We start from the raw sequence: 23,452 nt of genomic DNA on the forward strand, positions 1-23,452 counted from the left end.
AGGGAGGAAACAATGGGCCGGGCAGTGATCGTCGACGCGGTCCGCTCCCCGATGGGGCGCGGCAGGTCCACCGGCGCGCTCGCCGGGCTGCATCCGGTGGACCTGCTCGCGCAGGTCCTCAGCCGGCTCGTGGCCCGCAACGACCTCGACCCCGGGCTGATCGACGACGTGCTCGTCGGCTGCGTCGGCCAGGTCGGCGAGCAGTCCGCCACCCCCGGTCGCCAGGCGGTGCTGGCGGCGGGATTTCCCACGCACGTCCCCTCCGTGACGATCGAGCGCAAGTGCGGCTCGGGCCAGCAGGCCATCGACTTCGCGGTTCAGGGCGTCCAGGCCGGCGCCTACGACATCGCCATCGCCGCAGGCGTGGAGTCGATGAGCAGGGTGCCGATGGGGTCCGCGCGCGGCGACGCCGATCCGCACGGACCGGAGGTGCGCGCTCGGTTCCCCGGGCTCGTTCCCCAAGGCATCTCCGCCGAGCTCGTGGCCGCGAAGTGGAAGCTCAGCCGATCCGAGCTCGACGAGTACGCTGCCCGCTCGCACGAACGCGCCGCCGCCACGCCCGTCGCCGAGGAATTAGTGCCGGTCAAGACGCCGGACGGCACTGCGGTCGCCGCCGACGAAACCATCCGCGAAGGCACCACCCCGGAGCGGCTCGGGCAGCTGGCCCCCGCGTTCGCGCGAGAGCCCTACCTGGATCGCTTCCCCGACCTGGACTGGATGATCACAGCCGGAAACTCATCGCAGATCACCGACGGTGCCAGCGCGCTGCTGGTGATGTCCGAGGAACGCGCCGTCGCACTGGGCCTGCGACCTCGCGCGGCAGTCGTGGCCTCGGCGGTGGTCGGTGACGACCCGACGCTGATGCTCACGGGCCCGATCCCCGCCACGCACGCCGTGCACGCGCGATCCGGGCTGTCACCCGGCGACATCGCCGCCTTCGAGGTGAACGAAGCCTTCGCCTCGGTTCCGCTCGCCTGGCAGCGGGAGTTCGAGGTGCCCGACGAACGGCTCAACCCCTGCGGTGGCGCGATCGCCCTGGGACACCCGCTCGGCGCATCCGGCTGCCGACTGATGACGACGTTGATCAACCACCTGGAGCGCACCGGCGGCCGCTACGGCCTCCAGACCATGTGCGAAGCCGGCGGCATGGCCAACGCCGCGATCGTCGAGAACCTGTCCGCGTAGCGCGCGGCGCCGCTGGAAAACGCACGGGAACAACGTGTGAGAACGGAGAGAAATGAAGCTGGACAACGCGACAGCAGTCGTCACCGGAGGCGCCTCCGGCCTCGGCCTGGCCACCGCGCGCCGGTTCGTCGAACGGGGCGTCCCCACGGTCATCATCGATCTGCCCACCTCCGACGGAGAACGAGTCGCGAAGGAACTGGGCGATTCGGCCCGATTCGGCCCCGCCGACGTCGCCGATGCCGACGCCGTGAGCAGGGCGCTCGACCTGGCCGAAGGCCCGATCCGAGCGCTCGTGCACTGCGCGGGCCGCGGCGGAACGGTGCGCGTCGTCGAACGGGACGGCCAACCGGGATCGCTGGAGTCCTACGAGTCCATCGTGCGCACGAACTTGATCGGCTCGTTCAACGTGCTCCGGCTGACCGCCGCCCGGATGGTGACCAACGAGCCGGTCGACGGCGAGCGCGGAGCCTGCGTGCTCACCGCCTCGGTCGCGGCGTGGGAGGGCCAGATCGGGCAGATCCCGTACGCCTCGGCGAAGTCCGGGGTGGTGGGCATGACTCTCGTAGCGGCCCGCGACCTCGCGCGGAAGCTGGTCCGCGTGTGCTCCATCGCTCCGGGCACCTTCGACACCCCCATCCTGGCCCGTTTCTCCGACGAGATCCGCGACGGGCTGGCGAAGCAAACACCGCACCCGCAGCGCTTGGGGGACCCGGACGAGTTCGCCGCGCTCGCCCACCACATCATCGACAACCCGATGCTCAACGGAGAGACGGTCCGCCTCGACGGTGCGATCCGGATGCCGCCGAAATGAGGAGAGCAGCGTGACCGAATCCAGCACTTCCACAACGAGCGATGCCGAGTCCGGCGTGACCGAGCCGGTCGTCCTGACCGAGAACATCGACGGCGTTCTGGTGATCACGATCAACCGGCCTCAGGCCCGCAACGCCATCAACACCGCGACCGCCACGGCGATCGCCGCCGCGATGGACGAGTTGGACAGCAGGGACGACCTGGCCGCCGGCGTGATCACCGGCGCAGGGCAGAGCTTCTGCGCGGGTATGGACCTCAAGGCGTTCCTCGCCGGGGAGCGGCCGTCGCTACCCGGCCGCGGTTTCGCCGGGATCGTGCAGCAGCCACCCACCAAGCCGCTGGTGGCGGCCGTCGAGGGCCACGCCATCGCGGGCGGCTTCGAGATCGTCCTGGCCTGCGATCTCATCGTGGCCTCCGACGAGGCGAAGTTCGGACTGCCCGAGGTCAAGCGCGGCCTCGTGGCGGCGGGTGGCGGGCTGCTCAAACTGCCCGAACGCGTGCCCTACCACGTGGCGGTCGAGTGGGCGCTGACCGGCGAACTCGTCTCGGCGCGGGCGGCGCACGACGTCTCCCTGGTCAACCGGCTCACCCCACCCGGCCAGGCCCGGGCGACGGCGGTGGAACTGGCGCGGACGATCGCGGGCAACGGCCCGCTCGCGGTCCGCGCCACCAAGGAGATCATCAACGCCGCCCGCGACTGGCCGTCGGACGAGGCGTTCGACCGCCAGCAGGCGATCAGCGAGCCGGTGCGCAGCTCGGAGGACGCCCGCGAAGGTGCTCTGGCGTTCAAGGAGAAGCGTTTGCCGGTCTGGAAGGGCCGCTGACCGGCGGGGAGATCGACGGACGCGGGAACCAGCGCGCGCCGCACCGGTCCCCGCGTCCGCCCCGGTGGCCCGCACATCCCGCACCACCGAGCCGAACGACCGGCCTCACTGCGGCGGGGGGAAGTTCGGCTTGCGCTTCTCCAGGAAGGCCGCAGCGCCTTCGGTCATGTCGGGGCTGCCCACCGCCTGGACGAGCATGCCCAGGCCCGCGCTGAACGAATCGCGGGCAGCGTTCCACCAGACGTTCGAGCTGACCTTGGTGATCTCCAGGTAACGGGGGCTCAGCGCGGCCAGCTCACCGCACCACTCGGTGACGGTCTGCTCCAGCAGGTCGTCCTCGACCACGGCATTCACCAAGCCCATCCGCTCCGCCTGCTCGGCGGTGTAGCGGCGGCAGAACAGCGACAGCTCCTTCGCGCGCTTCTCACCGATCTGCAGGCCCATCACGTTGGTGGCCCCGGTCACCGGCGAACTGCCGACTCGCGGCCCGGTCTGCCCGAAGGTCGCCGAACGGGCGGCGATGGCCACGTCGCACGCGACGACCAGCTCGTTGCCCCCGCCGGCCGCGGCTCCGTTCACCGCGGCGATGACCGGCCTGGGGCACTGCCGCACGGCGTCCAACATCCGCAGGGTCGACTGGTAGAGCTGGCGCATCTCCCCCACCGTCGGCGTGCTCAGCTGCTGCAGCGAACCGCCGGCGCAGAAGCTGCCGCCGGACCCCGTGATGACCACCGCGCGCGCCGAGGCAGCGCCCTCCAGCGCCTCCACGACGGCTGCGGACATCTCGGGATCGAACGCGTTGCGCCGCTCGGGCCGGTTCAACCGGATCCACACGGTCTCACCGGCACCACGCTCCACGAGGACGTCGCTCATCGGTCTCCTCCACACCCACCCGGGGACATTTCCTTATAATGATAATCCTTGTATTCGCGATCTCCAAGGACGCCCGGGAGGGGCACCGCCGACCGAGCGAGCGCGCCGCGAGCCGCTCAGGGGTCAACCCGCGGGCGCGCAGCTCGCCCGCCGTCATTTCAGGGTGATCGCCCGCTCCGGGCACGCATCCGCACCGTCGCGAGCAGCGTTTACCAGAGCGCCGTCGACCTCCTCGGTGATCGGATAGGCGTGCCCGTCCTCGTCCCGGAGCGCGAACACTTCGGGCGAGGTCATCTGACACAGCCCGTGCCCCTGGCATTGGTTGGCGTCGACCTGAACTCGCATGAATCCTCCTCGACCGACTCGGCTCGCATCGTTGACAGCCGACCCATCTAGTATAACCATTATCATGCCAAAGCGAAGGGGTGGAGAGACGCGAAAGCATGGCAGGTCGGCGGCCTCTCCGGAAGCCGTCGCGAACTGGGACCGCACTCACGACGACCCGCGCCACGCCCTTCTCTCCCCGAGTTCACACTCGGGGACCGCACGTCCAGCTACGTCATGACCTCGGCGGGCCTCGCCGCACTGCGCCGACGCCCGCAGAAGGAGCCAACATGGGTTTGCAGAAGTCCGCCCGCTTCCCCGCTCACCAGGGCGTTCCGCCGATGGGCAACGGTTCATGAACAGGATCGTCGTCGCCGGCGGAGGCCTGGCAGCCGCCCGGGTGTGCGAACAGGTCCGCGCGAAGGGGCACGACGGCGAGCTGCTGGTGCTCTGCGCCGAACCCTCCCCGCCCTACGACCGGCCACCGCTGACCAAGGCCGCACTCCTGGAGGAGCGTGACACGACCCTGCGCACCGACTTCGAGCTGCTCGAAGCCGATCTCCGGCTGGGCGTCGCTGCGACCGGCCTCGCCCCGGATCGGGACGTGGTGCGGACACCAGAGGGCGAGGTTCCGTTCAGCACCCTGGTCATCGCGACGGGCGCGGCACCCATCTCGCTGCCCGGATCGGGCCCGCAGCACGTCGTGCGCACCGCGCAGGACGCGGCACGGCTCCGCTCCGGACTGCGCCCGGGCGCCCACGTCGTGCTCGCAGGTGCGAGCTGGATCGGCGGGGAGGTCGCGACGGCGGCGCTCCGGCTGGGGTGCCGCGTGACCTGCGTGGAACCGGGGCCGGCACCGCTGGCCGCCGCGCTCGGCGACGAGGTCGGCGCACAGTTCCTGCCCTGGTGGTCCGACGTGGACCTGCGCCTCGGGGTGAGCATCATCGAGGTGACCGCCACCGGCGTGCGGCTCGGCGACGGGTCGCACCTCACGGCGGACGTCGTGGTGGCAGGTATCGGAGTGCGCCCGCAGACCGACTGGCTTACCGGCTCCGGAATCGAGGTCGACCGCGGCGTGGTGGTCGACGAGCACCTGCGCACCACCAGGCCGAACGTGTACGCGGTGGGCGATGTCGCCGCCCGGTGGTCGCGGCGGTGGAACAAGCGCCTGCGCGTCGAGCACTGGGACGACGCGCGAACCAGCCCCGACGTCGCCGCAGCGATGATCCTGGGCGGCCACGGCGGCCCGGAACCGTTGCCGGTGCACGACCCGGTTCCCTACTTCTGGAGCGACCAGTTCGGGCACAAGATCCAGTACGTCGGCCAGCACGGCGCCGAGGACGCGGTCGTGATCCGCGGCCGGGGTTCGGCGAAGTGGGGAGCGGCCTGGCTCACACCGGACGGCACGCTCAACGCCCACCTCAGCGTCGATCAACCCAAGCAGATGATCCACGCCAGAGCGGCGATCGATGGCGGCGCGAAACCGACCCCGGAATCGCTGGCCGACCCGGATGCCTCGATCTGAGCACGTGATCATGAACTGCGCCTGCGTGCTGGACCGGTGGCGGAGGTTCCTCCCGGGATCCGGGCCATGACGCAGCACAGCACGCGGGGTCCTCGAGAGCACTCTCGAGGACCCCGCGTGGAATCGATGGCGGCAAGGTCAGCGAGCCAGGTACCCGCCATCCACGTGCAATTCCGAACCGGTCATGAACGAGGCATCGTCACTGGCGAGGAAGGCGATGGCGGCGGTGATCTCGGACGGCCGAGCCAGCCTGCCCATCGGCATCACCGAGACCATGCCCGCTTCGATCTCGGTTCCCTTCACGTTCTCGAGGATGGGGGTGTCCACGAACCCCGGATGCACCGAGTTCACCCGCACGCCGTCGCCGACCCAGCGCATGGCGGTGTTCTTCGTGAGCAGCCGGACAGCCCCCTTCGCTGCGTGGTAACCGGGCGAGGTGCCGAACCCGCCGCCCACGCCGTAGATCGAACTGACGTTGACCACGGAGCCGCACCGGGACGCCTTCAACTGCTCCGCAGCCGCCTTCATGCCCAGGAACACGCTGGTCTGCGTGACGGCGATCGTTCGCTCGTACTGCTCCTTCGTCGTCTCCTCGAGCGGGGCGACGTCCCCGATCCCGGCGTTGTTCACCAGGATGTCGAGCCCTCCGAACTCCGCGACGACGTGGTCGATCGCCTCCTGCCACGACTCCTCGGAGGCCACGTCGTGGTGCAGGAAAGCGGCCCGGGATCCCGACTCCCTGAGCCCGGCCGCGACTCCCTCGCCGGCAGCGTCCTGGATGTCGGTGACGAGCACCGCCGCGCCTTCCTCCGCGAAACGCTCAGCGGTCGCCCTGCCGATGCCGCTCGCGGCACCGGTGACGAGGGCGACTCTGCCCTGAAGTCTGTCCACCATGGGCTCCTTGAAAAGGTTGGGAGTGTGGGCCGTGTTCAGGTGAGGGACTCAACCCGCACCACCGCTGAGGTCCTGCCACTAGCACCGCCAAGCAACGCAACCCTTAAACAGCCCCTAGGCCGCCTTGATGACCTGGGAGAAGGACATCTGGAACGCGTCTGGCGTGGTGAAGTTCGCGATGTCGGCCGAGGCGGCTTCTCCCTCCGGCGACTGCAGGGCCGCCAGGGCGTCTTCCTTGCTGTCGAAGTCCAGGACCGCGACCAGGAAGTGCGCGGGCTTCGATCCGTCCGGAAGTTCGGTCACGCCCCATTCGTAGTTCTTCAGCTTCGGCAGTTTGGTCGCCAGAACCGCGTGCACCTCGCGGTAGTGCTTCAGGAACTCCTCGGGGTCGGACGGGTGGTCGTAAATCGCCGTGAGCCGATACATCGATTCGCCTTTCTACCTGGGGGATTTGCGCAGCGACCATCCCGCAGCGCCTCGAGAACCCGCAGCGCCGGGCATATCAGTCCACATTGGATGAACGTGGCGCCGGACAGGAGAACCGCGGGGCGTGACTTGCAACCAGGATCACCCGAGCCGTGGCAAGAGTCAAGATATTCCTGATATTCATAGTCACTGATTGCTTCCGAGGGCGCGGTCCTCGCAACATTCCGGAACTGCGCTCGCCGCTCTCGGCCGAGCGCAAGCGAGGCTGTTCGCTCCAGAAACGAGTTGATCATTGCCCTCGAGAGGGTCGGAAGCGAACGATCTTCACCCGGCAGAATGACACCTGTGCGTGCCAAGCGGGCGCCGCCGTTACGGTTGCCCAGTGGCTATGCCGAGCTCAGCCATGCCGCACGGTGTGGCATGGCAGCTGATCCTGGAGCAAGCTGCGGCTCCGGTCGCGGCGCTCGATCTGCAGGCCCGGGTCATCTACGCCAACCCCGCGGCCTGCGAGCTCCTCGGCTACGACCTCGCGGACGTGCTGCACCGCTCGGCGGGGGACTTCACACATCCAGATGACTCACCGGTCGACGACGACATGATCAGCAGCCTGATCACCGGTGACGTGGAGAAGCTGACCCAGGAGCGGCGCGGCGTGCGGTCCGACGGCACAGCCATCTGGGTCCTGGTCGACTTCGCTCTCATCCGCGACTCCGCAGGCGTGCCGCAGTTCGTCCTCGTGCAGTACCAGGACATCACCGAACGCCGCACAGCCGAGCGGCGCTGGCGCAACACCTTCGCCAACGCCCCCATCGGCATGGCCATGCTCGACCTCACCGGCCGCTGGCTCGAGGTCAACGACAAGCTCTGCGACATGATCGGCTACACCCGCGACGAAATGCTGGACATGCGCTTCACCGACCTCACCTATCCCAACGACACCTCCGGAGTGGACCTCCTCGCCGAACTGGCCGCAGGCCACATCGACACCGCCAGCACCGAAAAGCGCTACCGGCACAAGAACGGATACCCCATCTGGGCCCTCATCCGCATCAACCTCGTCCGAGGAGCCGACGACGAGCCCGCCTACCTCGTCGCCCAGTACGAAACCATCGGCGACGAGGAGATGCGCGACAGCCACATCGCGCACATGGCCTTGCACGACCCGCTCACCGGCCTGGCCAACCGAGCCCTGCTCATGGACCGGCTCAACCACGAGCTCCACTCACTCCCCCAGCGCGGCGGCGTCCTCGCAGTGCTGCTGGCCGACGTCGACGGACTCAAACCCGTCAACGACCGCTACGGCCACGCCGCCGGCGACCAACTCCTCACCACCACCGCCGACGAACTCCTCAACGCCGTCCGCCCAGGAGACACCGTGGCCCGCCTCGGCGGCGACGAATTCGTGGTCGTCTCCAACAAGCCGGACATCAACGCGTCCAGGGCATTCCGCGACGAAGTATCACGACGCCTGAACACCGACCTCATCGTCGCCGGCCACGAAATCACACTCACCGCCAGCATCGGGCTCGCTGCCACCACCAGCGCTACCACCCCGGCCGCCGACCTGCTCCACGCGGCCGACCTCGACATGTACAACCGCAAAGCCGCCAACCCCCGCCACCAGCATCACTCCGGCGGCAGATGAACGAGTCCACTCCCCGACCCCGCCCGGGCAACTCACGATGACGTCATCGCCCTCCTCGGCCGTTCCGGCTCCGCCAATCCCCGTCCATCGAGATGGCGGCGCGGAAGGGTCAGGATCAGGCACATCCCGATCAGTGCCGGGACGACGAAGGCGTAGAAGCTCCACTGGAAGGGCAGCTCGGCGCCGATGATCAGGCCACCCATGATCGGGCCGATGATCCCGCCGATCCGAGCGACGGTCATGATCGCTCCCATCGCGGTGGCCCGTACTGCGGCCGGAAACCAAATCGCGACGAAGCCGTTGAGGATGACCGAGGTTCCGTTGGCTCCCACACCAGCCAGGAACACCGCGACGTACAGGATGACGATCTGCGGGCTCACGCTCATGACGAGAAGCGCGAGCACTCCGATGCCGAAGCCCCAGAACGCGATGCGGCGCGGACCGAAGCGGTCGGCGAACCACGACATGACCGTGGCACCGACGATGGCCCCGACGCTCATCGTGGCGAGGAAGCTCAGCGCGGAACCGAGCGGGTACCCGGCCGTCCGCATGATCTGAGGTAGCCAGGTGTTCAGCCCGTAGATGAACAGCTGCCCGATGAGGGTCGTCAGAGCGAACACGCCCGCCACGAAGAGCAGCGGCCGGCGGCCCAGGTCACGCAGCCTCACCCGTCGGGCGTCCCGGTCGACGCCCTCAGTCGGTTCGGGCAGGCCGTAGCGCTCGGCCACCTCGCGGGCCTCCCTCAACCGGCCCTTGGCCGCCAGGAAGCCGACGGACTCGGGCATGGCGAAGTGGACGACGGGCAGCAGCACGATCGCGGCGGCGCCCCCGAGGGCGAACATCACCCGGAAGCCGAAAGGCTCGATCAGCATCAAGGCGAGGAGCGAGGCCGCGATCGTCCCCACCGAGAAGCCGGAACTGACCAGAGCGTTGAACAGGTTGCGCCGGTCCCGTGGCGCGAACTCCACCGTGAGGGCGAGAGCGGTGGGCAGCAGGCCACCGAGCCCGATCCCGCAGAAGAGCCGGAAGAGCCCGAACAGCTCCGGGCTCGGCGCCAGAGCGCAGGCGAGCATCCAGATCGAGAACCAGGCGATGCTGAACATCAGCATCTTCCTGCGCCCCAGGACATCCGTTGCGAACCCGCAGATCAGCGTACCGACCAGCATCCCCATGAAGGCGTAGCTGGCGATCACACCCGCCTGGGCGGCCTCCAGCCTCCACGGCTCGTATTCGAGCAACGACGGGATCGTCGTCGCGAAAACCGACAGGTCGTACCCGTCGAAGATGACTGCGACACAGCAGATGACGGCGACCGTCGTTCCACTGCGCCGACCGGCAGGTGGCCGCGCCTCGCTCATCCGGTCCTCCTTGACCGTCGAGTCATCGCGCCCCCGGAAAGCCTGGAGGCGAGAGAAATCATGGGACTGACGACATTCGATGTGCAGTCAGCTTCCGCCGATCCCCTGAGCGGCCCAGCCGCCGTCGATCGGCACGACCACGCCGGTGACGTAGGAGGAGAGCGAAGTGCCGAGGAAGTAGGCCAGCTCGGCGACCTCGGCCGGCTGCCCGAACCGCTTCATCGGAATGCGGTCGAGGAAGTCATCCTCGTTGATCACTCCACGACGCAGGAATTCGGTGGACAGCTCAGTCACCACCGAACCCGGGGCAACCCCGTTGACCCGGATGCCCCGAGGCGCCCACTCGGCGGCGAGGCCGCGCACGAGTCCCGCCACGCCGGCCTTGGCCGCACCGTAGGCGGCACGGCCAGGAAACCCGAACAGCCCGTTCAGCGACGACATCATGACCAGCGCTCCGCCCTCGGGCATGCGAGCGGCAGCCTGCTGGGCGCCGACCATGGCGCCGGTCAGGTGCACACGCAGCATGGCGTCCCAGTCCGCGGCGGGATAGTCCGCCGACGGGCCTGCCTTGGCGTGACCGGCGTTCACGACGAACGCGCCGAGGCCGCTCGGCGTCGCACTGGCGAGCTCACACGCTCGGCCGACGTCCTCCGACGAGGCGGCGTCACCTCCCACGACGCGGTGTCCAGCGCCCGGCCAGGACCCGGCGGTCGCGGCGAGCCGATCGGCGTCGAGGTCCAGGCCGACCACGGGGTGGCCGGACTCCGCGAAGCGCTGGGCGATTGCCGCGCCGATCCCCTGCGCGGCACCGGTGACGACGACGGCTGCGGGCTCAGACATCGGCCACCCACCGGAGGGTCTGCTGCATCGCGATCGCCTTCTCCCGGAGTCGCAGCTGGTGTTCCGTCGTGGACCGGGACGTACCGGCACTCGCCGAAGATGACCCGGGCGTCCGTCGCGATGCGCGAGACGCTGTGGAAGCAGGCGACCAACGCGAGCCCGCGCGGTTCCGCCGCAGGACCGTCTGCCCACTCGTCGTCACCGATCCTCCAGTGGTCTCCACATCATCGGGTTCTCGGCACCAGCATGATCTCGGGCCCGCCGAAGCACAAGAGCTTTGCTTGGAATCATCATAATAGATTTGAGATGAGAGCCGTCATCCTGAACGACGAGTGCGTGACGGTCGACGAGAACTGGCTTCGCGCCAACCGCCTCGAAAAGCTGTGCAACTCGACCTGCGGCTGAGTCCAGGACGTCACCGAACGCCGTTCAGACGTCGCGGTAGGGCGCGGGATTGAGCAGGCCGCAGCACGGCGGTGTCGCCGCGTCGGCCGGGCCGCGCCCCGGCCTTCCCAGACCCGCGCGCTCCACAGCGCTTCGAACGCCTGAACCTCATCGGGAGCCCAGGCTCGATGCGCGGGCCTTGAGTTGCGGTGCAAGGGCGAGGGATTCGCACTCCTCACCATTGATGAGGCGGATCAGGGTGCGAGCGGCTTCGAAACCCATCTCCCACATGGGAGAGCGAACCGAGCTCAGCGGCACGGCGAGTTCGGCCGCCAGGGGCACGTCGTTGAAACCGACCACCGCCACGTCATCTCCGGCACGCAGGCCCGCATCCCGGATCGCGCCCAGCGCACCGATCGCGGCGAAGTCGTTGACGGCGAACAGCGCGGTCGGTCGCGGATCGAGCTGCAGGAGGATCTCAGCGGCTTCCCGACCTCCGCACACGTCGAACCGCGACTCCAGCACGTGCGTCTCCGGGAGGCCGACGCCCTGCTCCGCGCAGACGTCCCGGAAACCCCGGGTTCGCTCGACCCCGGTCGAGGCGTAGGGCTCGCCGGCGATCACGGCGAGATGGCGATGCCCGAGCTCGATGAGGTGCTCGGCCGCCAGCCTGCCGCCGAGCCGGTCGTCGCAGGTGACCGAGAGGACTCCGGGCAATCGCCGCGAGGTGAGCACGACATTGCTCCCGCGGTCGATCAGTTCGTGGACCAAGCCCGAATCGCTGCGCGCGTCGCCGAGGATCAATCCCCCCACCCTGGCGGCGAGCAAGGTCTCGACCCGCATCCGCTGCGTCTCGCGGTCGTCGCCGCTGTTGGCGACGACGGTCTGGTAGCCGGCTGCCGCGGAGCCGCTCTCGATACCTTCGTAGATCGTGGCCAGCACGATGTCGGTCAGCCGCGGGACGACCACGCCGAGCATGTTCGACCTACCGGTGCGCAGGCTGGCCGCCGCTGGGTTCGGGAGATAACCCAGTTCCCTGGCCACCGCGCGGACGCGCTCGGCCGTCTTGCGTCCCACCCCATCACCACCGCGAATGGCCCGGGAGACGGTGGTGGCGTGCACCCCAGCGGCCTCAGCGATGTCGGCGAGCGTCGGGGGCCGCGAGGGACTCTCCCCCGACCCGCTCGGGTCCGGCATCCCGAAGTCGGCAATCCCACCACTCACTGTCGTCTCGCTCCCCTTCGCAACGGCGCTGTTCAAGGTCATTGTTGCTCATCGACTGCCGAGCAGCCCCGGGTCGGTTCCGTTACGGCTCCATTTCTCCCTTGACTGCGCGCTGGGTCACACGCATCATTCTACGCAATCGTTAGCGCAATCGTTAGCGGAGGAACTGTGCAGCATCTCGCCCTGCTCGGTACGGGTGGCACCATCGCCACCCGCAGCACCCCGTACGGCCGCCGGGTCGAAGTGGGGGCCGCCGAGCTGCTCGGAGCCGCGAAGGACGTCTGGGCCCTCACCGAGTTCGACATCGACGCCCGGGACCTGACCGGCGTCACCAGCTTCGCCGCGACGATCCCGGATGTGCTCGCGCTGGTGGAGGCCGTTCGGACCGCGGCCGCCGGGGCCGACGGTGTGGTGGTGACGCACGGAACCGATTCGCTCGAGGAGACGGCCTTCCTGCTCGCACTGGCACACACCGGTCCGCAACCGGTGGTGCTCACCGGCGCGCAGCGCCCGTTCGACGACCCCGCACCGGACGGCCCGCGCAACCTCGCCGCGGCGCTGCGCTGGGCGGCGGAGCCGAACGCACGGGGAACCGGAGTCACCGTCGCCTTCGGCAACGAGGTCTTGCCGGCCGTAGGTGTGCGCAAAACTCACGCCCTCGCGCTCCAGGCGTTCTCCGCGCCGGGCCGATCACCGATCGGCCACGTCGACGAGGCGGGCGTGCGCGTGCAGGGGGCAACGCCCCGCGTACCGCTGCTGCCACCTGGCACCACCGATCTCCCCAGGGTGGACATCGCCGGGCAGTACCTCGGCGCTGACACTTCGTGGCTGCACCACGCGGTCGCCAACGGCATGCGCGGTCTGGTGGTGGCCGGCTTCGGCTCCGGCAACACCACACCCGAGACCACGCAGGCCTGTCTGCGACTGCTGTCGGACGGCATTCCCGTGCTGATCACGAGCCGTACCGGCGCAGGGCCTGTCGCCGGCCTCTACGCCGGAGGCAGTGCCGATCTCGCGGCGGCAGGCGCGGTGTTCGCCGGCGACCTCTCGCCTTGGCAGGCCCGCCTGCTGCTGGCGGCCGCGCTCTCGGGCGACGAGCAGCCCGATCAAGTCGCACGGCGATGTCTGACCTGGCTGCGAGAGGCCCGCGTGGTGTCCACAACGGCCGTCGGCAGCTGAACGCAATCCGATCACGAACGGAAGGGAAAGTGAGCGTCATGGCCAAGGAAATCCTCGTGGCGTACGGGGTCGACGTCGATGCGGTCGGCGGTTGGCTCGGGTCCTACGGCGGCGAAGACTCGCCCTGCGACATCTCGCGCGGCCTGTTCGCGGGCGAGGTCGCCGTCCCGCGAATGCTGGAGCTGTTTCGCCGCACCGGCCTTCCCACGACCTGGTTCTGGCCGGGGCACTCCATCGAGACCTTCCCGGAGCAGTTCGACGCGTGCGTGCAGGCCGGTCACGAGATCGGCGTCCACGGCTACAGCCACGAGAACCCGATCGCGATGAGCCGCGAGCAGGAGTCCGACATCCTGGACCACTGCATCGACCTGATCGAGAAGCGGGCCGGCCGCCGCCCCACCGGCTACGTCGCGCCGTGGTGGGAGTTCTCCCCGGTGACCAACGAGCTGCTGCTCGAGCGCGGGATCAAGTACGACCACTCGCTCATGCACCGGGACTTCGAGCCGTACTACGTCCGGGTCGGTGATTCCTGGTCCAAGATCGACTACGACCAGTCGGCGGCGACCTGGATGAAGCCGCTCGAGCGCGGGCACCAGACGAGCCTGGTCGAAATCCCGGCCTCCTGGTACCTCGACGACCTGCCCCCGATGATGTTCGTCAAGGCCAGCCCCAACAGCCACGGCTTCGTCAGCCCGCGTGATCTCGAAGTCATGTGGCGGGACCAGTTCGACTGGGTCTACCGGGAATCCGACTACGCGGTGTTCACGATGACCGTGCATCCGGACGTCTCCGGGCGCCCGCAGAACCTGCTCATGCACGAGCGCCTCATCGACCACATCGGAAACCACGAAGGCGTCCGCTGGGTCACCTTCGACGAGATCGCCGACGACTTCCTCCGTCGCAACCCGCGCCGCTGAATTCGCCTCCGCGGAGGCGACAACCTCCCGGCCCCCGTCGCCTCCACGATCCCCCTCGCACACCGCGGCTCCCGCCATCCGCCGCGTCACCCCACACGGAGTCCTGCCATGTCCGAAAAACCCGACGTCCTGCCGCCCGGCGGCGCACCGCTGAGCGCCCGAATGATTCGAAGAGTTTCGCTGGTCTGCTTCTTTGCCTGGGTGTTCAGCGTCTTCGACCACACGCTGTTCGGGACCCTGCTCCCCGAGATCGCCATCGACTTCGGTTGGAGCTCCGCTGAGAGCACCGCAGTGGCCACCTGGGTCACCGCTGGAACCTTCATCGTCTCGCTCGCGGTCGGCCCGATGCTCGACCGCCTGGGCCGCAAACCCGCCCTGATGATCACCACCGCAGGCGCCGCCTTGACCTCCGGGGTCAGCTCGATCGCGGGCGGAAAGGTCGCCATGGTCCTGGTCCGGTCGTTCTCCGGGCTCGGATACTCCGAAGAAGTCGTGAACAGCGTCTACCTCAACGAGGTCTACGGCCGCAAGGGCAAGCGGGGCCTCATGTACAGCTTCGTCCAAAGTGGATGGCCGGTGGGGGCGTTGCTCGGTGCCGCGCTCACGGCGGCATTCCTCCCCGCGATCGGCTGGCGCGGTGTGTTCCTGTTCGCCACGTTCCCGGCGATCGTGATCGTCCTGCTGGCCTGGCGACTGCCGGAATCACCGGTATTCGTGAACATGCGGCACGTGCGGAAGCTCCGCCGTGAGGGACGCTCGGACGAGGCCGATCGGGTGGCGGCCGCGGCGGGCATTGAGGACGAGCGCGCAGGCACCGTGCGCGATGTTTTCGCACCAGGGTTGCGCATGCACACCGTCTGCCTGTCGGCGGCGTGGTTGCTGAACTGGATGGCCATCCAGGTCTTCTCCGTGCTGGGCACCACAGTGCTCACCGAAGCCAAGGGCGTGTCGTTCGACAACGCCTTGCTGGTTCTGATCTTGGCCAACGCCGCGGGATTCACCGGTTATCTCTTCCACGGCTACCTCGGTGACCGCATCGGACGACGTACCACGATCATCGTCGGTTGGCTGATCGGTGGCGTGGTGATGACGGTGATGCTGTTCGGCCCGGTTGCCGCCGTCATCCCGCTCTACGCCTTGGGCCTGTTCTTCCTCACCGGCCCGTACGCCGCGCTGCTGTTCTACATGGGCGAGTCATTTCCCGCCCACGTCCGCGGCATCGGCCCCAACACCGCCCACATCATGGGCCCGGTCGGCGCGATCGTCGGCTCCGCGGTGCTTTCGGCCCTCGTCGGCACCGGGTACTCGATGACGTTCGCGGCCTTCTGCGCCGGCTCGCTGGGCCTCATCGGCTCCAGCATCGCGATGTTGGGCACCCGCAAGGTCGACCAGGGGTCTCCCCACGAATCAGCTGCGCCGCTGACCACCACCACGACCTGAGGAGAAGCCACATGAGCTCCGTCGCGAACTCGACCACCCGTGATGACGGCCTCGCCGGCAAGGTCGCGGTGATCACCGGTGGCGCGAGCGGAATCGGTCGCGCCCTCGCGCTGGCCTATGCCCGCGCCGGTGTCACCAGCGTCCTCGGCTACCACCCGGGAGACCCGCACGACCCCACCGCTGCGGTCACCGATGTTGAATCCGCGGGAGGCCGAGCGCTCGCCGTCGCCGCGGACGTCACCGATCCGACAGCGGTGCGCACCCTCGTCGAGGCGGCGATCGGCGAGTTCGGCAGGCTCGACATCGCCGTCGCCAACGCCGGCATCTTGCGCCGGGCCCCGATCTCCGCGATGACCGACGACCGCTGGGACGACATGCTCAGCGTCGACCTCACCGGAGTCCTTCGACTGCTGCGCTCCGCGGCGGAGAAGATGCACGACGGGGGCGCGATGGTCGCCGTGTCCTCAATCGCCGGCGGCGTCTACGGCTGGGGCGACCACGCCCACTACGCGGCGGCCAAATCCGGTGTGCTGGGCCTGATCCGCTCGGTGAGCGTGGAACTGGCGCCACGCGGGATCCGCGCCAACGCGGTCATCCCCGGACTCATCGAAACACCGCAATCGCTCGACGCGGACAACTCGCTCGGACCCGACGGACTCGCCGAGGCCGGGCGAAGCATCCCGACCGGGCGCGTCGGCCGCGCCGACGAGGTGGCGCGGGCGATCCGGTTCCTCACCTCCGAGGACGCCTCCTACATCACCGGCCAACAAGTCATCGTCGACGGCGGGCTCACCGTCCGCTTCCCCGACTGATCCACGAAAAGGAGGACCGCGATGACCACCTCCACCGGATCGCTGGTCGGACGCCATTGCATGATCACCGGCGCCGCCAGCGGGATCGGCGCAGCGATCGCCACCGCTTTCGCCCGAGCCGGCGCCACTCTCGCGCTCGCCGACCTGGACGCGGACCGCCTGGGGCGGACGGCGTCCGATCTCGCCGGCACGCGGCACGTGCTCGACCTCACCACCCCCGACGCGGTGCAGGCGCTGATCGACACCGAGATCGAACAGGCCGGCCGGATCGACGTCCTGGTGAACTGCGCCGGGATCCTCACCGAGGTACCGCTGGTCGACATGGACGTGGCGACCTGGCAACGCATGATCGACGTCGACCTCACCTCCGTATTCCTCACCTGCCGCGCGGTGGTCCCGCACATGCTCCACGCCGGGGGCGGCCGGATCATCAACATCGCCTCGCAGCTGGGCCAGAAGGGCGGATCGGGACTCACCCACTACAGCGCCGCCAAAGCCGGCGTCATCGGCTTCACCAAAGCACTGGCCAGAGAAGTCTCCGCGCGCGGCGTGCTGGTCAACGCGATCGCTCCCGGGCCGATCACCACACCGTTGATCGACGGCCTGAGCCCTGACTGGAAGCAGGCGAAGGAGGCCGAACTGCCCCTCGGCCGATTCGGACTCCCCGAAGAAGTCGCCCCCACTGCCGTCCTGCTCGCTTCCCACCCGGGCGGCAACCTCTACACCGGTCAAACATTGGGCCCCAACAGCGGCGACGTGATGGTGTAGGCGATGTGCGGGACCTGTGGGAGCACGCAGGCCGGATGGCCGGAGCGCATCGCACCGCTGCAGCCCGGGGCGGCCGAGCGGCGCGCCCGGGCGTTGACAGCGCTGCTCCGCTCGCACGGTCGCAGTGCCGCCCGCCGGGTCGCGGTCATGACGTGGCCCGGCGGCGGCGTGCGCTGGAAAAGCCCGGACGGATGGTGCTTCGCACCATCGCTGTCGGAAGCGATACGCACTCTGACTCGGCGCTACGGGCCGTTGGTGCCGACCCCGGGGCCGGTCTCACCCCGCCCAGAGGAACGAGGCCTGCCCTTCTCGGTCCCCCGCGAAGCCGCCGCCGTCTGGTGCGCCGCAGCTGTTGAGGCAGGCTGGACGCGGCTGCACGCCTGCACCTTGAAGCTCCACGATCGAACCATCGTCTTGGACGCCCACCGAGCGCACTTGCACAGGCTGCCCAACGCCAACCCCAGTCTGCGAACGCCCTACGAGTCATCGGAACTGCTGGCGCACTGGGCAACCGCGCTGCACGAGTTCCGGATCACCGAGTAGCCCGACGCGTCACCGAACGGTTCACCAGCAACAGCCCACTCGCGGAGCACCCCCTGCGCCTGGGCAGCGTGCGTCCGCCCACAACGCGCTAAAAGCCCCGCGCTCAGGCGGGAGAGACACTCGCCGCTGCGAGAACGGCGGTCAGCAAACCGGGGAAGCGCATCTCCAACTCATCCGCGCGCAGTTCGCTGTACCGGGACGTGCCCTCTTCGAACTGGGCGATGATGCCGCTCTCGCGAAGCACTTTGAAGTGGTGCGCGGAGGTCCAAACGTCAGAGCGCTGCGGAATGATCCGGCACGTAGTCGTAGCGCTCGCGAGGTGGTCGGCGAAGTTCGGTCGACGGCGGCGTAGCGGGCAGCTCGAAGCAGCACCTGCGCGAACCTCCCGTGCCCACGGCGCCCCACCACCAGCAGGTCGCCTAGTCCAGCAGCGCCCGAACGGCATCCTGCCGCACGACCCGCCGCTCCACCGGAATTCCGGTGTCCAATTCCGCACACGTCTCATCGACCGCTTTCCGCAACTCCCGCTCCCCGACTGTGAGGACGCGCTACTCCTCCGGCATCATCAACGCGACGTCGATCAGCGCAGGGACTCCGCACGCGAACACCGCCACGACACGTCCTCCGCACCCTTCGGCATAGCCCAAAGCCCACCGCAGCGCCGCCCGAGAACCTGCCGATCCGTCCACGCCGACGACGATCCGTCGCTTGCTGCCTTCCATAGCTCCGCCCGGGGCCTCAGAGCAGGGTCCCGCTATCCCTCTACCCGTCGTAGGACTTGATCGCAGCACGGCACCCCCCGTCCGCCACCGGAGAGTCACTTGGGACCGCGAGACGTTCCCAGACCAGCCGATCTCACCGCACCGGTCGCTTCCACACGGTTCGAGGCCGCTCACGCGTGTGCGGAGCGTGGCGCAAGATGTGAAGCGGCACTGCCCACCCACCCCACATCTCGTCACCCCTCCGCCGGATTCAGGCTCTGCGGCTGCCGAGCGCTTGTCCCATGCTGGACGCGAAGCCGTCGTCACGAGGAGGGACACCATGGGCAACTTGCTTCCTCGCCCCGCTCGGGGCCTGCCGGATCTCTTGCGCATGCTGGAGAGCGAATGGCCGTTCGGCGAACGGCACTCGATGCGGATCGAAGCGTTCACCGAGGAAGGCAGTTTCGTGGTTCGCTGCGAACTTCCCGGCGTCGATCCTGACGACATCCACATCAACGTCGAGGGCGACCAGCTCAGGGTCGAAGCCGAGCGCAGGCAGGAAGAACGAGCGGAATCGCACAGCGAGTTCTACTACGGCTCCTACAGCCGCACGATGCTGCTGCCCTCGGGCTGCGACGTCGAGAGCATCAAGGCCGACTACGACAACGGCATCGTGACCATCCACATGCCTCGCAGAGAAACACCGGAGGCCAAGGAAATACCCGTCGCACGCAAAGGCAAGTAGCTCCGCGATCCCACACCCGCGCGGCAGGTCGAGGCGTGGTGAGAGTCATTCGACTCTGCTGATGACCCAGCTCCTCGGCGAAGCTGGTTGACAGCAGCGCCGGATACGGGAGCTTGATCATGCGCGCGGCTCAAGAGGATCGCACGTCAGCTCAGTTCCGATGATCCCGAATTCTCCCACAGGATGACGACATCTCAACCGATCACGAAGGTGATGCGGTGGATGACCTTGTGGCGGGCACTGGGCGTGCTGGCGGTGCTGTTCGCCGTCCTGTGCTTGATCCTCGGCCAGGGAAAGGAATTCTTCGTCGCGGCCCTCACCGCCGCCCTGCTGCTGACCTACGCGTCATGGCACGAGCGCAACCGGTCGCCGTGAGGCCCTCTTGCGATCCGTTTCGGCAATGATCGCGCGTCAGGGCAAGGACTTTCACGTAGTCAGGAGGCGCGCACCACGAGCACCGCACACGGCGCGCAGTGCAGGAGAGCACGGCTGGTCGACCCGATCAGCATCCCGGTGATCCCGCCGCGCCCGCGGCTGCCCACCACGATCAGCTGCGCCCGCGCACCGTGTTCGACCAGGAAGCGAACCGGTCGATCGCGCGCAACGACACGTTCCACCGAGACGTCCGGGTACTGCGCTGCCCATCCCGCCAGCCGCTCCGCCAGCACGCGCTGCTGGTCGACCCTGATCGCTTCCCAGTCAGCAGCACCTGGTGCGAACCACTCATCGACCGCCACGTCGCTCCACACGTGCACGGCGACGAGCGGCGCTCCGCGCAACGACGCCTCCTCGTAGGCCGCCGCGAGCGCGGGTTCACCCACCCTCGACCCGTCAACACCCACGATGACCGGCCCGGTTCGCGCGTCCTCTCGACCGGGCGAGTCGGGGACGACCACCACCGGACAGCGAGACCGCATCGCGACCAGCTCCGCCGTCGACCCCAGCGCCAACCGCACCCCGGTGACCTCGTTGAGCCCTCGCGTACCGACGACGAGCCGCTCTGCCTCTTGGGACTCGCTGAGCAGCACCTCTCCCGGCATCCCACGCCGGAGCACCTGCTCGATCTCCACACCGTCGGCAGCGGCACGCGCAGCGGTCACCGCCTCGGAGAGCCAACGGGGTCGCTCGGCCTTGATCTCGTCCAAGCCCGGTCCAGCGGGTTCCGGAGCCTGGGGAACAGCGCAGACCAGCCGCAGCGAACGCCGGTGCAGCCGGGCGTCCACAGCCGCCCAGCGCACGGCTTCCAGCGCAGGCTCGGAGCCATCCACTCCCACGACTTCCCGCATGCCGACACCTCGTCCCCGCGCACGTACACGCCGACCGTACGGCGGCACGCTGACGCCGCAACCGCGTGCGGGCGACAGACCGCTCTACCGATGGCCCCAACGCGCATCCCGCCGATCGCACCTGACCGCGAGATCGAGCAGCTCACCTGCGTGCTTGCAGGATCCTCCACGCTGCGGCCACGGCCGAATCCGCTTCTCCCCCGGTGTCCACCTCAACCGCTTCCGGCCACGCGGCGAATCGGCCCGCCATCCGGTCGGCGACATCGGCCGTCGCGTCCGAGACGTCATTCACGCGGGCGGCGAGGCGAGCCGCCGCAACGTCCCGGGGCGCGTCGCACCTGAGCTCGGTGATCGCAGCGCGTCCTTCGCGCGCGAGTGCTCGGGCCGCCTCTCGTTCATCGGCGTTGCTCCAGCTCGCGTCCAGGATGACGCTCTCGCCGTACTCGATCAACTGGCTGCACCGCGAGAACATCTCGCCGTAGGTGTCGTGAACCTGAGCGCTGTCGTACAAGCCCCTGCCGTAGCCCGCTCCGGGGTCGAGGCCGGCAGCACGCGGCATCTCCCTGCGGATCTGGTCCGTCCTCAGCAGCACCCCTCCCATCCGGTCTGCGAGCGCGCCCGCCACCGTGGACTTGCCCACGCCGGGCAAGCCACCCACGACGACCAGCCGCACCTGACCTGAGCGCAGGTGTTCCAGTGCCATCCCCGCGAGTTTCCGCGCCTCGTCGGCCGCAGCCGCCACGCCCTGCTCGTGACGCAAGCAGGCGACCTTGGACCGCACGAAGGCGCGGTAGGCGATGTAGTGGTCGGCGAGCGAGCGAGGGACCTGAGCGCCCGATAGTTCCGCATACCAGCCGAGGAACTCCCGTCCCAGCTCCGCCGCACCGAGACGTTCGAGGTCCATCGCCAGGAAGGCCGCGTCGTCGAGACCGTCCACGTAGCGCAGCGCGTCGTCGAATTCCAGGCAGTCCAGCGCACGTGGTCCGTCGGGCAAGCAGAAGACGTCCTCCGCCTGAAGATCACCGTGGCCGTCCACCACGTACCCCCGGCGCAGGCGGTCCCCGAGCAACCGCGCACGGCCATCGACGTAGTCCAACGCCCGCCAGACGATGTCCTCGAACGTGTCGCGGCCGAGAACATTCCCCACGAACGGCTCCGCCCCGGTGAAGTTGTCGACCCATCGCCTGCGCAACGCGGCCGGCTCGCCGGCTGATTCGACTTCCGGGCCCCGCTTCGCGGTGCTGTGGAACGACACCAACTTCCGGGCGAGCTGCTGGAGGTCCGAGCGCACGTCCACGCCGCGCTCCACCAACGTCGCCAGCCGGCGGTCCGGAGGCATTCGCCTCATGACCACGAGCCAGTCACAACTCCGGCCCTCACCATCGAGCACCTCCGACAGGTCGAGGTACACGTCCGGCGCCAGGCGCCGGTTGAGCTCCACCTCCCGGACGCACGCCGCTCGGCGGGACTCGACGCTGGTGAAGTTCAGGAACCCGAAATCCACCGGCTTCTTGACCTTGTACGCCCGGTCGCCGATGAACACGACCACGGCCGTGTGGCTTTCCGCCACGGCCGCGGCTTCGGGTGGTTCACGTCTGGCTACCGAAACGCCCTCCACCACTCGTGGCGTGCTGGTCAGATCCATGACGTCCCCTCCTCCGGCCAAGCAGTCGGCTACGCGCTGGCTCGCTCATCACGCGCGGACGTGCCGACGGGCTTCAGCGCGCAACGATCACCGGGCAGGGCGAATGCTGCAGCAATTGCTGGCTCGTCGATCCGAGCAGCAAACCGGTTGCGCCGGGTGATGCGCTCTGCCCTGGTCCACTTCTCGCACTCACCGTCCTGGGCCTGTTCGCCGACCGGTCCACTGCTGAACAACCCGACTTCGCGCCCGACCAGTTCTCGGCGACTCAGCAGCCGACGCGCCTCACACAACCAACGTCCCATGCAGACGGCGCTCCCCAGAACGACGATGTCGTAGTGCCCGTCCGCGCGCATGTCCAGCGGCCGGCCGCCGATGAGGCCGGACGTTTTCTCATCACCGCTGGGGTTACCGGCCTCGCGCTCGCTCGCCGAGCACCTGAAGACGGCGTTGATATTCCTCTTCGTCGATCTCACCCCGCGCGAACCGATCGGCCAGCAAACGCTCCGCACTGCTTGTCGAATCCGGTGACCTGCCGTGGTCGGCCGTTCGCGACAGATACCTGACCAAGGCGATGATGCCGAGAATGATCACCGCCAAGAACAGGACCGTGCTCGCAGTCATGAACGCGAACCCCCACACGCTCATCCCACCATCTCCGAACATCATGGCAACCTCCTCAACCAGGCGTTTGCCTGGCAACAGCTCAGGTCTGCATATGCGACGACTGAACTTTTGATTGGGTACCACGTCGGAGGCACGGCAAGCTCACAGCTTCGGCCGGATTCCCTTCCGAAGCACGGCCTTTCCCGCCGATATCCCTCCAGCGAGAAACCCAACCGGGCGTCGTCAGACCCGCACTGGTTGAGCAAGAGGGCATTGGCCCGCATCGACGTCGACCAAGTAGAGGGCCTGCTCGCCACCCTGTACGGCTTGCACACCGTGCTACGCCTGCACTTCACCCAGGAAGAGCAAAACTACTTCGCGCTGGCGGACACCGACCAGGTCCCTGAGTCCGGAATCACCGCGCCACGCCCGGTGAGGCACGGCGCACCGGTGTGAACCGCAACTGCCGCAGGGAGCCGGCACCATGGGGTGTGCTGGCTG

The 23,452-nt window shown here is 68.5% G+C and carries 27 protein-coding genes; 14 read left to right on the forward strand and 13 right to left on the reverse strand.

Going from position 1 to position 23,452, the window contains the following annotated elements:
- Positions 1-12 precede the first annotated feature (12 nt).
- Genes AB0J91_RS01415 through AB0J91_RS01425 form a run of 3 tightly spaced genes read left to right on the forward strand, consistent with a single transcriptional unit; the run spans position 13 to position 2,819 of the window.
- The gene (locus tag AB0J91_RS01415; RefSeq protein WP_363862876.1) at positions 13-1,185 is read left to right on the forward strand and encodes a thiolase family protein; all 1,173 of its coding nucleotides are present in this window, start codon (positions 13-15) and stop codon (positions 1,183-1,185) included.
- A 52-nt stretch (positions 1,186-1,237) separates the two neighbouring features.
- Positions 1,238-1,996 carry an SDR family NAD(P)-dependent oxidoreductase gene (locus AB0J91_RS01420; RefSeq protein ID WP_363787882.1) on the forward strand — a complete coding sequence of 253 codons (759 nt, stop codon included), beginning with the start codon at positions 1,238-1,240 and terminating at the stop codon, positions 1,994-1,996.
- A gap of 55 nt (positions 1,997-2,051) precedes the next feature.
- The gene (locus AB0J91_RS01425) at positions 2,052-2,819 is read left to right on the forward strand and encodes a crotonase/enoyl-CoA hydratase family protein (protein ID WP_363863010.1); all 768 of its coding nucleotides are present in this window, start codon (positions 2,052-2,054) and stop codon (positions 2,817-2,819) included.
- A gap of 105 nt (positions 2,820-2,924) precedes the next feature.
- Here the strand turns inward: AB0J91_RS01425 and AB0J91_RS01430 are convergent, their stop codons facing one another.
- Together AB0J91_RS01430 and AB0J91_RS01435 are read right to left on the reverse strand one after the other, a co-directional pair.
- Complete coding sequence (locus AB0J91_RS01430; protein WP_363862879.1) at positions 2,925-3,692, reverse strand: enoyl-CoA hydratase-related protein; 768 nt, start codon at positions 3,690-3,692, stop codon at positions 2,925-2,927.
- Between the two features lie 153 nt (positions 3,693-3,845).
- Positions 3,846-4,037 (reverse strand): ferredoxin, encoded by a 192-nt coding sequence (locus AB0J91_RS01435; protein ID WP_363862882.1) that lies wholly within the window; start codon positions 4,035-4,037, stop codon positions 3,846-3,848.
- A 334-nt stretch (positions 4,038-4,371) separates the two neighbouring features.
- Between AB0J91_RS01435 and AB0J91_RS01440 the strand changes: the two genes are divergently transcribed.
- Entirely contained in the window at positions 4,372-5,541 is a 1,170-nt protein-coding gene (locus AB0J91_RS01440; protein WP_363862885.1) for an FAD-dependent oxidoreductase, read from the forward strand.
- 138 nt (positions 5,542-5,679) lie between these two features.
- Here AB0J91_RS01440 and AB0J91_RS01445 read toward each other — a convergent pair whose 3' ends face one another.
- Both AB0J91_RS01445 and AB0J91_RS01450 read right to left on the reverse strand, forming a co-directional pair.
- On the reverse strand, positions 5,680-6,435 hold the full coding sequence (locus tag AB0J91_RS01445) for a glucose 1-dehydrogenase (RefSeq protein ID WP_363862888.1): 756 nt from the start codon (positions 6,433-6,435) through the stop codon (positions 5,680-5,682).
- Between the two features lie 114 nt (positions 6,436-6,549).
- Positions 6,550-6,861: an EthD family reductase gene (locus AB0J91_RS01450; RefSeq protein ID WP_363862891.1), complete on the reverse strand. Its 312-nt coding sequence runs from the start codon at positions 6,859-6,861 to the stop codon at positions 6,550-6,552.
- Between the two features lie 388 nt (positions 6,862-7,249).
- Between AB0J91_RS01450 and AB0J91_RS01455 the strand changes: the two genes are divergently transcribed.
- Positions 7,250-8,506 (forward strand): PAS domain S-box protein, encoded by a 1,257-nt coding sequence (locus AB0J91_RS01455; RefSeq protein WP_363863013.1) that lies wholly within the window; start codon positions 7,250-7,252, stop codon positions 8,504-8,506.
- Positions 8,507-8,538: 32 nt separating this feature from the next.
- Here the strand turns inward: AB0J91_RS01455 and AB0J91_RS01460 are convergent, their stop codons facing one another.
- From AB0J91_RS01460 to AB0J91_RS01470, 3 genes are all read right to left on the reverse strand, one after another.
- Positions 8,539-9,864 carry an aromatic acid/H+ symport family MFS transporter gene (locus tag AB0J91_RS01460; RefSeq protein WP_363862894.1) on the reverse strand — a complete coding sequence of 442 codons (1,326 nt, stop codon included), beginning with the start codon at positions 9,862-9,864 and terminating at the stop codon, positions 8,539-8,541.
- An 87-nt stretch (positions 9,865-9,951) separates the two neighbouring features.
- Positions 9,952-10,704, reverse strand: a complete 753-nt coding sequence (locus tag AB0J91_RS01465; protein WP_363862897.1) for an SDR family oxidoreductase — start codon at positions 10,702-10,704, stop codon at positions 9,952-9,954.
- Between the two features lie 552 nt (positions 10,705-11,256).
- Positions 11,257-12,285: a LacI family DNA-binding transcriptional regulator gene (locus AB0J91_RS01470; protein WP_363863016.1), complete on the reverse strand. Its 1,029-nt coding sequence runs from the start codon at positions 12,283-12,285 to the stop codon at positions 11,257-11,259.
- Between the two features lie 195 nt (positions 12,286-12,480).
- Here AB0J91_RS01470 and AB0J91_RS01475 point away from each other — a divergent pair, with 195 nt between their 5' ends.
- The 6 genes from AB0J91_RS01475 to AB0J91_RS01500 all read left to right on the forward strand — a co-directional run bounded on the left by AB0J91_RS01475 (position 12,481) and on the right by AB0J91_RS01500 (position 17,971).
- The gene (locus tag AB0J91_RS01475; RefSeq protein WP_363862900.1) at positions 12,481-13,491 is read left to right on the forward strand and encodes an asparaginase; all 1,011 of its coding nucleotides are present in this window, start codon (positions 12,481-12,483) and stop codon (positions 13,489-13,491) included.
- A 38-nt stretch (positions 13,492-13,529) separates the two neighbouring features.
- On the forward strand, positions 13,530-14,408 hold the full coding sequence (locus tag AB0J91_RS01480) for a polysaccharide deacetylase (protein ID WP_363862903.1): 879 nt from the start codon (positions 13,530-13,532) through the stop codon (positions 14,406-14,408).
- Positions 14,409-14,516: 108 nt separating this feature from the next.
- Entirely contained in the window at positions 14,517-15,848 is a 1,332-nt protein-coding gene (locus AB0J91_RS01485; protein WP_363862906.1) for an MFS transporter, read from the forward strand.
- Between the two features lie 11 nt (positions 15,849-15,859).
- Positions 15,860-16,660, forward strand: a complete 801-nt coding sequence (locus tag AB0J91_RS01490; RefSeq protein ID WP_363862909.1) for an SDR family NAD(P)-dependent oxidoreductase — start codon at positions 15,860-15,862, stop codon at positions 16,658-16,660.
- A gap of 21 nt (positions 16,661-16,681) precedes the next feature.
- The gene (locus tag AB0J91_RS01495) at positions 16,682-17,428 is read left to right on the forward strand and encodes an SDR family oxidoreductase (protein WP_363862912.1); all 747 of its coding nucleotides are present in this window, start codon (positions 16,682-16,684) and stop codon (positions 17,426-17,428) included.
- A 3-nt stretch (positions 17,429-17,431) separates the two neighbouring features.
- The gene (locus AB0J91_RS01500) at positions 17,432-17,971 is read left to right on the forward strand and encodes a hypothetical protein (RefSeq protein ID WP_363862915.1); all 540 of its coding nucleotides are present in this window, start codon (positions 17,432-17,434) and stop codon (positions 17,969-17,971) included.
- Between the two features lie 103 nt (positions 17,972-18,074).
- Here the strand turns inward: AB0J91_RS01500 and AB0J91_RS01505 are convergent, their stop codons facing one another.
- Together AB0J91_RS01505 and AB0J91_RS01510 are read right to left on the reverse strand one after the other, a co-directional pair.
- Positions 18,075-18,215, reverse strand: coding sequence for a hypothetical protein (locus tag AB0J91_RS01505; RefSeq protein ID WP_363862918.1), 141 nt, complete (start codon positions 18,213-18,215; stop codon positions 18,075-18,077).
- A 304-nt stretch (positions 18,216-18,519) separates the two neighbouring features.
- Positions 18,520-19,065 carry a universal stress protein gene (locus tag AB0J91_RS01510; protein WP_363862921.1) on the reverse strand — a complete coding sequence of 182 codons (546 nt, stop codon included), beginning with the start codon at positions 19,063-19,065 and terminating at the stop codon, positions 18,520-18,522.
- Here AB0J91_RS01510 and AB0J91_RS01515 point away from each other — a divergent pair.
- Positions 19,013-19,417, forward strand: coding sequence for an Hsp20/alpha crystallin family protein (locus AB0J91_RS01515; RefSeq protein WP_363862924.1), 405 nt, complete (start codon positions 19,013-19,015; stop codon positions 19,415-19,417). The two genes, AB0J91_RS01510 and AB0J91_RS01515, sit on opposite strands and share 53 nt — an antisense overlap.
- A 138-nt stretch (positions 19,418-19,555) precedes the next feature.
- The gene (locus tag AB0J91_RS01520; protein WP_363863019.1) at positions 19,556-19,792 is read left to right on the forward strand and encodes a DUF3040 domain-containing protein; all 237 of its coding nucleotides are present in this window, start codon (positions 19,556-19,558) and stop codon (positions 19,790-19,792) included.
- Between the two features lie 59 nt (positions 19,793-19,851).
- Here AB0J91_RS01520 and AB0J91_RS01525 read toward each other — a convergent pair whose 3' ends face one another.
- The 4 genes from AB0J91_RS01525 to AB0J91_RS01540 form a co-directional block, all read right to left on the reverse strand.
- On the reverse strand, positions 19,852-20,703 hold the full coding sequence (locus AB0J91_RS01525) for a universal stress protein (RefSeq protein WP_363862927.1): 852 nt from the start codon (positions 20,701-20,703) through the stop codon (positions 19,852-19,854).
- A 142-nt stretch (positions 20,704-20,845) separates the two neighbouring features.
- On the reverse strand, positions 20,846-22,348 hold the full coding sequence (locus tag AB0J91_RS01530; protein ID WP_363862930.1) for an AAA family ATPase: 1,503 nt from the start codon (positions 22,346-22,348) through the stop codon (positions 20,846-20,848).
- A gap of 73 nt (positions 22,349-22,421) precedes the next feature.
- Positions 22,422-22,571 carry a universal stress protein gene (locus AB0J91_RS01535; protein ID WP_363862933.1) on the reverse strand — a complete coding sequence of 50 codons (150 nt, stop codon included), beginning with the start codon at positions 22,569-22,571 and terminating at the stop codon, positions 22,422-22,424.
- A 182-nt stretch (positions 22,572-22,753) separates the two neighbouring features.
- A complete protein-coding gene (locus AB0J91_RS01540) occupies positions 22,754-23,014 on the reverse strand; it encodes an SHOCT domain-containing protein (RefSeq protein WP_363862935.1) in 261 nt (86 codons plus the stop codon).
- A 195-nt stretch (positions 23,015-23,209) separates the two neighbouring features.
- On the opposite strand from AB0J91_RS01540, the gene AB0J91_RS01545 reads away from it, so the two are divergent.
- Positions 23,210-23,407: a hypothetical protein gene (locus AB0J91_RS01545; RefSeq protein ID WP_363862938.1), complete on the forward strand. Its 198-nt coding sequence runs from the start codon at positions 23,210-23,212 to the stop codon at positions 23,405-23,407.
- The last annotated feature ends 45 nt before the right edge of the window (positions 23,408-23,452 follow it).

Origin of the sequence: Saccharopolyspora sp. NPDC049357 (assembly GCF_040677225.1) — a bacterium.
Lineage (GTDB): Bacteria > Actinomycetota > Actinomycetes > Mycobacteriales > Pseudonocardiaceae > Saccharopolyspora.

Coding starts and splice junctions, on each gene's coding strand:
- AB0J91_RS01430 (WP_363862879.1), bottom strand. CDS start 3,692: ATGAGCGACGTCCTCGTGGAGCGTGGTGCCGGTGAGACCGTGTGGATC.
- AB0J91_RS01435 (WP_363862882.1), bottom strand. CDS start 4,037: ATGCGAGTTCAGGTCGACGCCAACCAATGCCAGGGGCACGGGCTGTGT.
- AB0J91_RS01460 (WP_363862894.1), bottom strand. CDS start 9,864: ATGAGCGAGGCGCGGCCACCTGCCGGTCGGCGCAGTGGAACGACGGTC.
- AB0J91_RS01510 (WP_363862921.1), bottom strand. CDS start 19,065: ATGCGCAAGAGATCCGGCAGGCCCCGAGCGGGGCGAGGAAGCAAGTTG.
- AB0J91_RS01455 (WP_363863013.1), top strand. CDS start 7,250: ATGCCGAGCTCAGCCATGCCGCACGGTGTGGCATGGCAGCTGATCCTG.
- AB0J91_RS01420 (WP_363787882.1), top strand. CDS start 1,238: ATGAAGCTGGACAACGCGACAGCAGTCGTCACCGGAGGCGCCTCCGGC.
- AB0J91_RS01540 (WP_363862935.1), bottom strand. CDS start 23,014: ATGATGTTCGGAGATGGTGGGATGAGCGTGTGGGGGTTCGCGTTCATG.
- AB0J91_RS01440 (WP_363862885.1), top strand. CDS start 4,372: ATGAACAGGATCGTCGTCGCCGGCGGAGGCCTGGCAGCCGCCCGGGTG.
- AB0J91_RS01490 (WP_363862909.1), top strand. CDS start 15,860: ATGAGCTCCGTCGCGAACTCGACCACCCGTGATGACGGCCTCGCCGGC.
- AB0J91_RS01470 (WP_363863016.1), bottom strand. CDS start 12,285: ATGCCGGACCCGAGCGGGTCGGGGGAGAGTCCCTCGCGGCCCCCGACG.
- AB0J91_RS01465 (WP_363862897.1), bottom strand. CDS start 10,704: ATGTCTGAGCCCGCAGCCGTCGTCGTCACCGGTGCCGCGCAGGGGATC.
- AB0J91_RS01500 (WP_363862915.1), top strand. CDS start 17,432: ATGTGCGGGACCTGTGGGAGCACGCAGGCCGGATGGCCGGAGCGCATC.
- AB0J91_RS01495 (WP_363862912.1), top strand. CDS start 16,682: ATGACCACCTCCACCGGATCGCTGGTCGGACGCCATTGCATGATCACC.
- AB0J91_RS01485 (WP_363862906.1), top strand. CDS start 14,517: ATGTCCGAAAAACCCGACGTCCTGCCGCCCGGCGGCGCACCGCTGAGC.
- AB0J91_RS01525 (WP_363862927.1), bottom strand. CDS start 20,703: ATGCGGGAAGTCGTGGGAGTGGATGGCTCCGAGCCTGCGCTGGAAGCC.
- AB0J91_RS01480 (WP_363862903.1), top strand. CDS start 13,530: ATGGCCAAGGAAATCCTCGTGGCGTACGGGGTCGACGTCGATGCGGTC.
- AB0J91_RS01515 (WP_363862924.1), top strand. CDS start 19,013: ATGGGCAACTTGCTTCCTCGCCCCGCTCGGGGCCTGCCGGATCTCTTG.
- AB0J91_RS01445 (WP_363862888.1), bottom strand. CDS start 6,435: ATGGTGGACAGACTTCAGGGCAGAGTCGCCCTCGTCACCGGTGCCGCG.
- AB0J91_RS01530 (WP_363862930.1), bottom strand. CDS start 22,348: ATGGATCTGACCAGCACGCCACGAGTGGTGGAGGGCGTTTCGGTAGCC.
- AB0J91_RS01415 (WP_363862876.1), top strand. CDS start 13: ATGGGCCGGGCAGTGATCGTCGACGCGGTCCGCTCCCCGATGGGGCGC.
- AB0J91_RS01450 (WP_363862891.1), bottom strand. CDS start 6,861: ATGTATCGGCTCACGGCGATTTACGACCACCCGTCCGACCCCGAGGAG.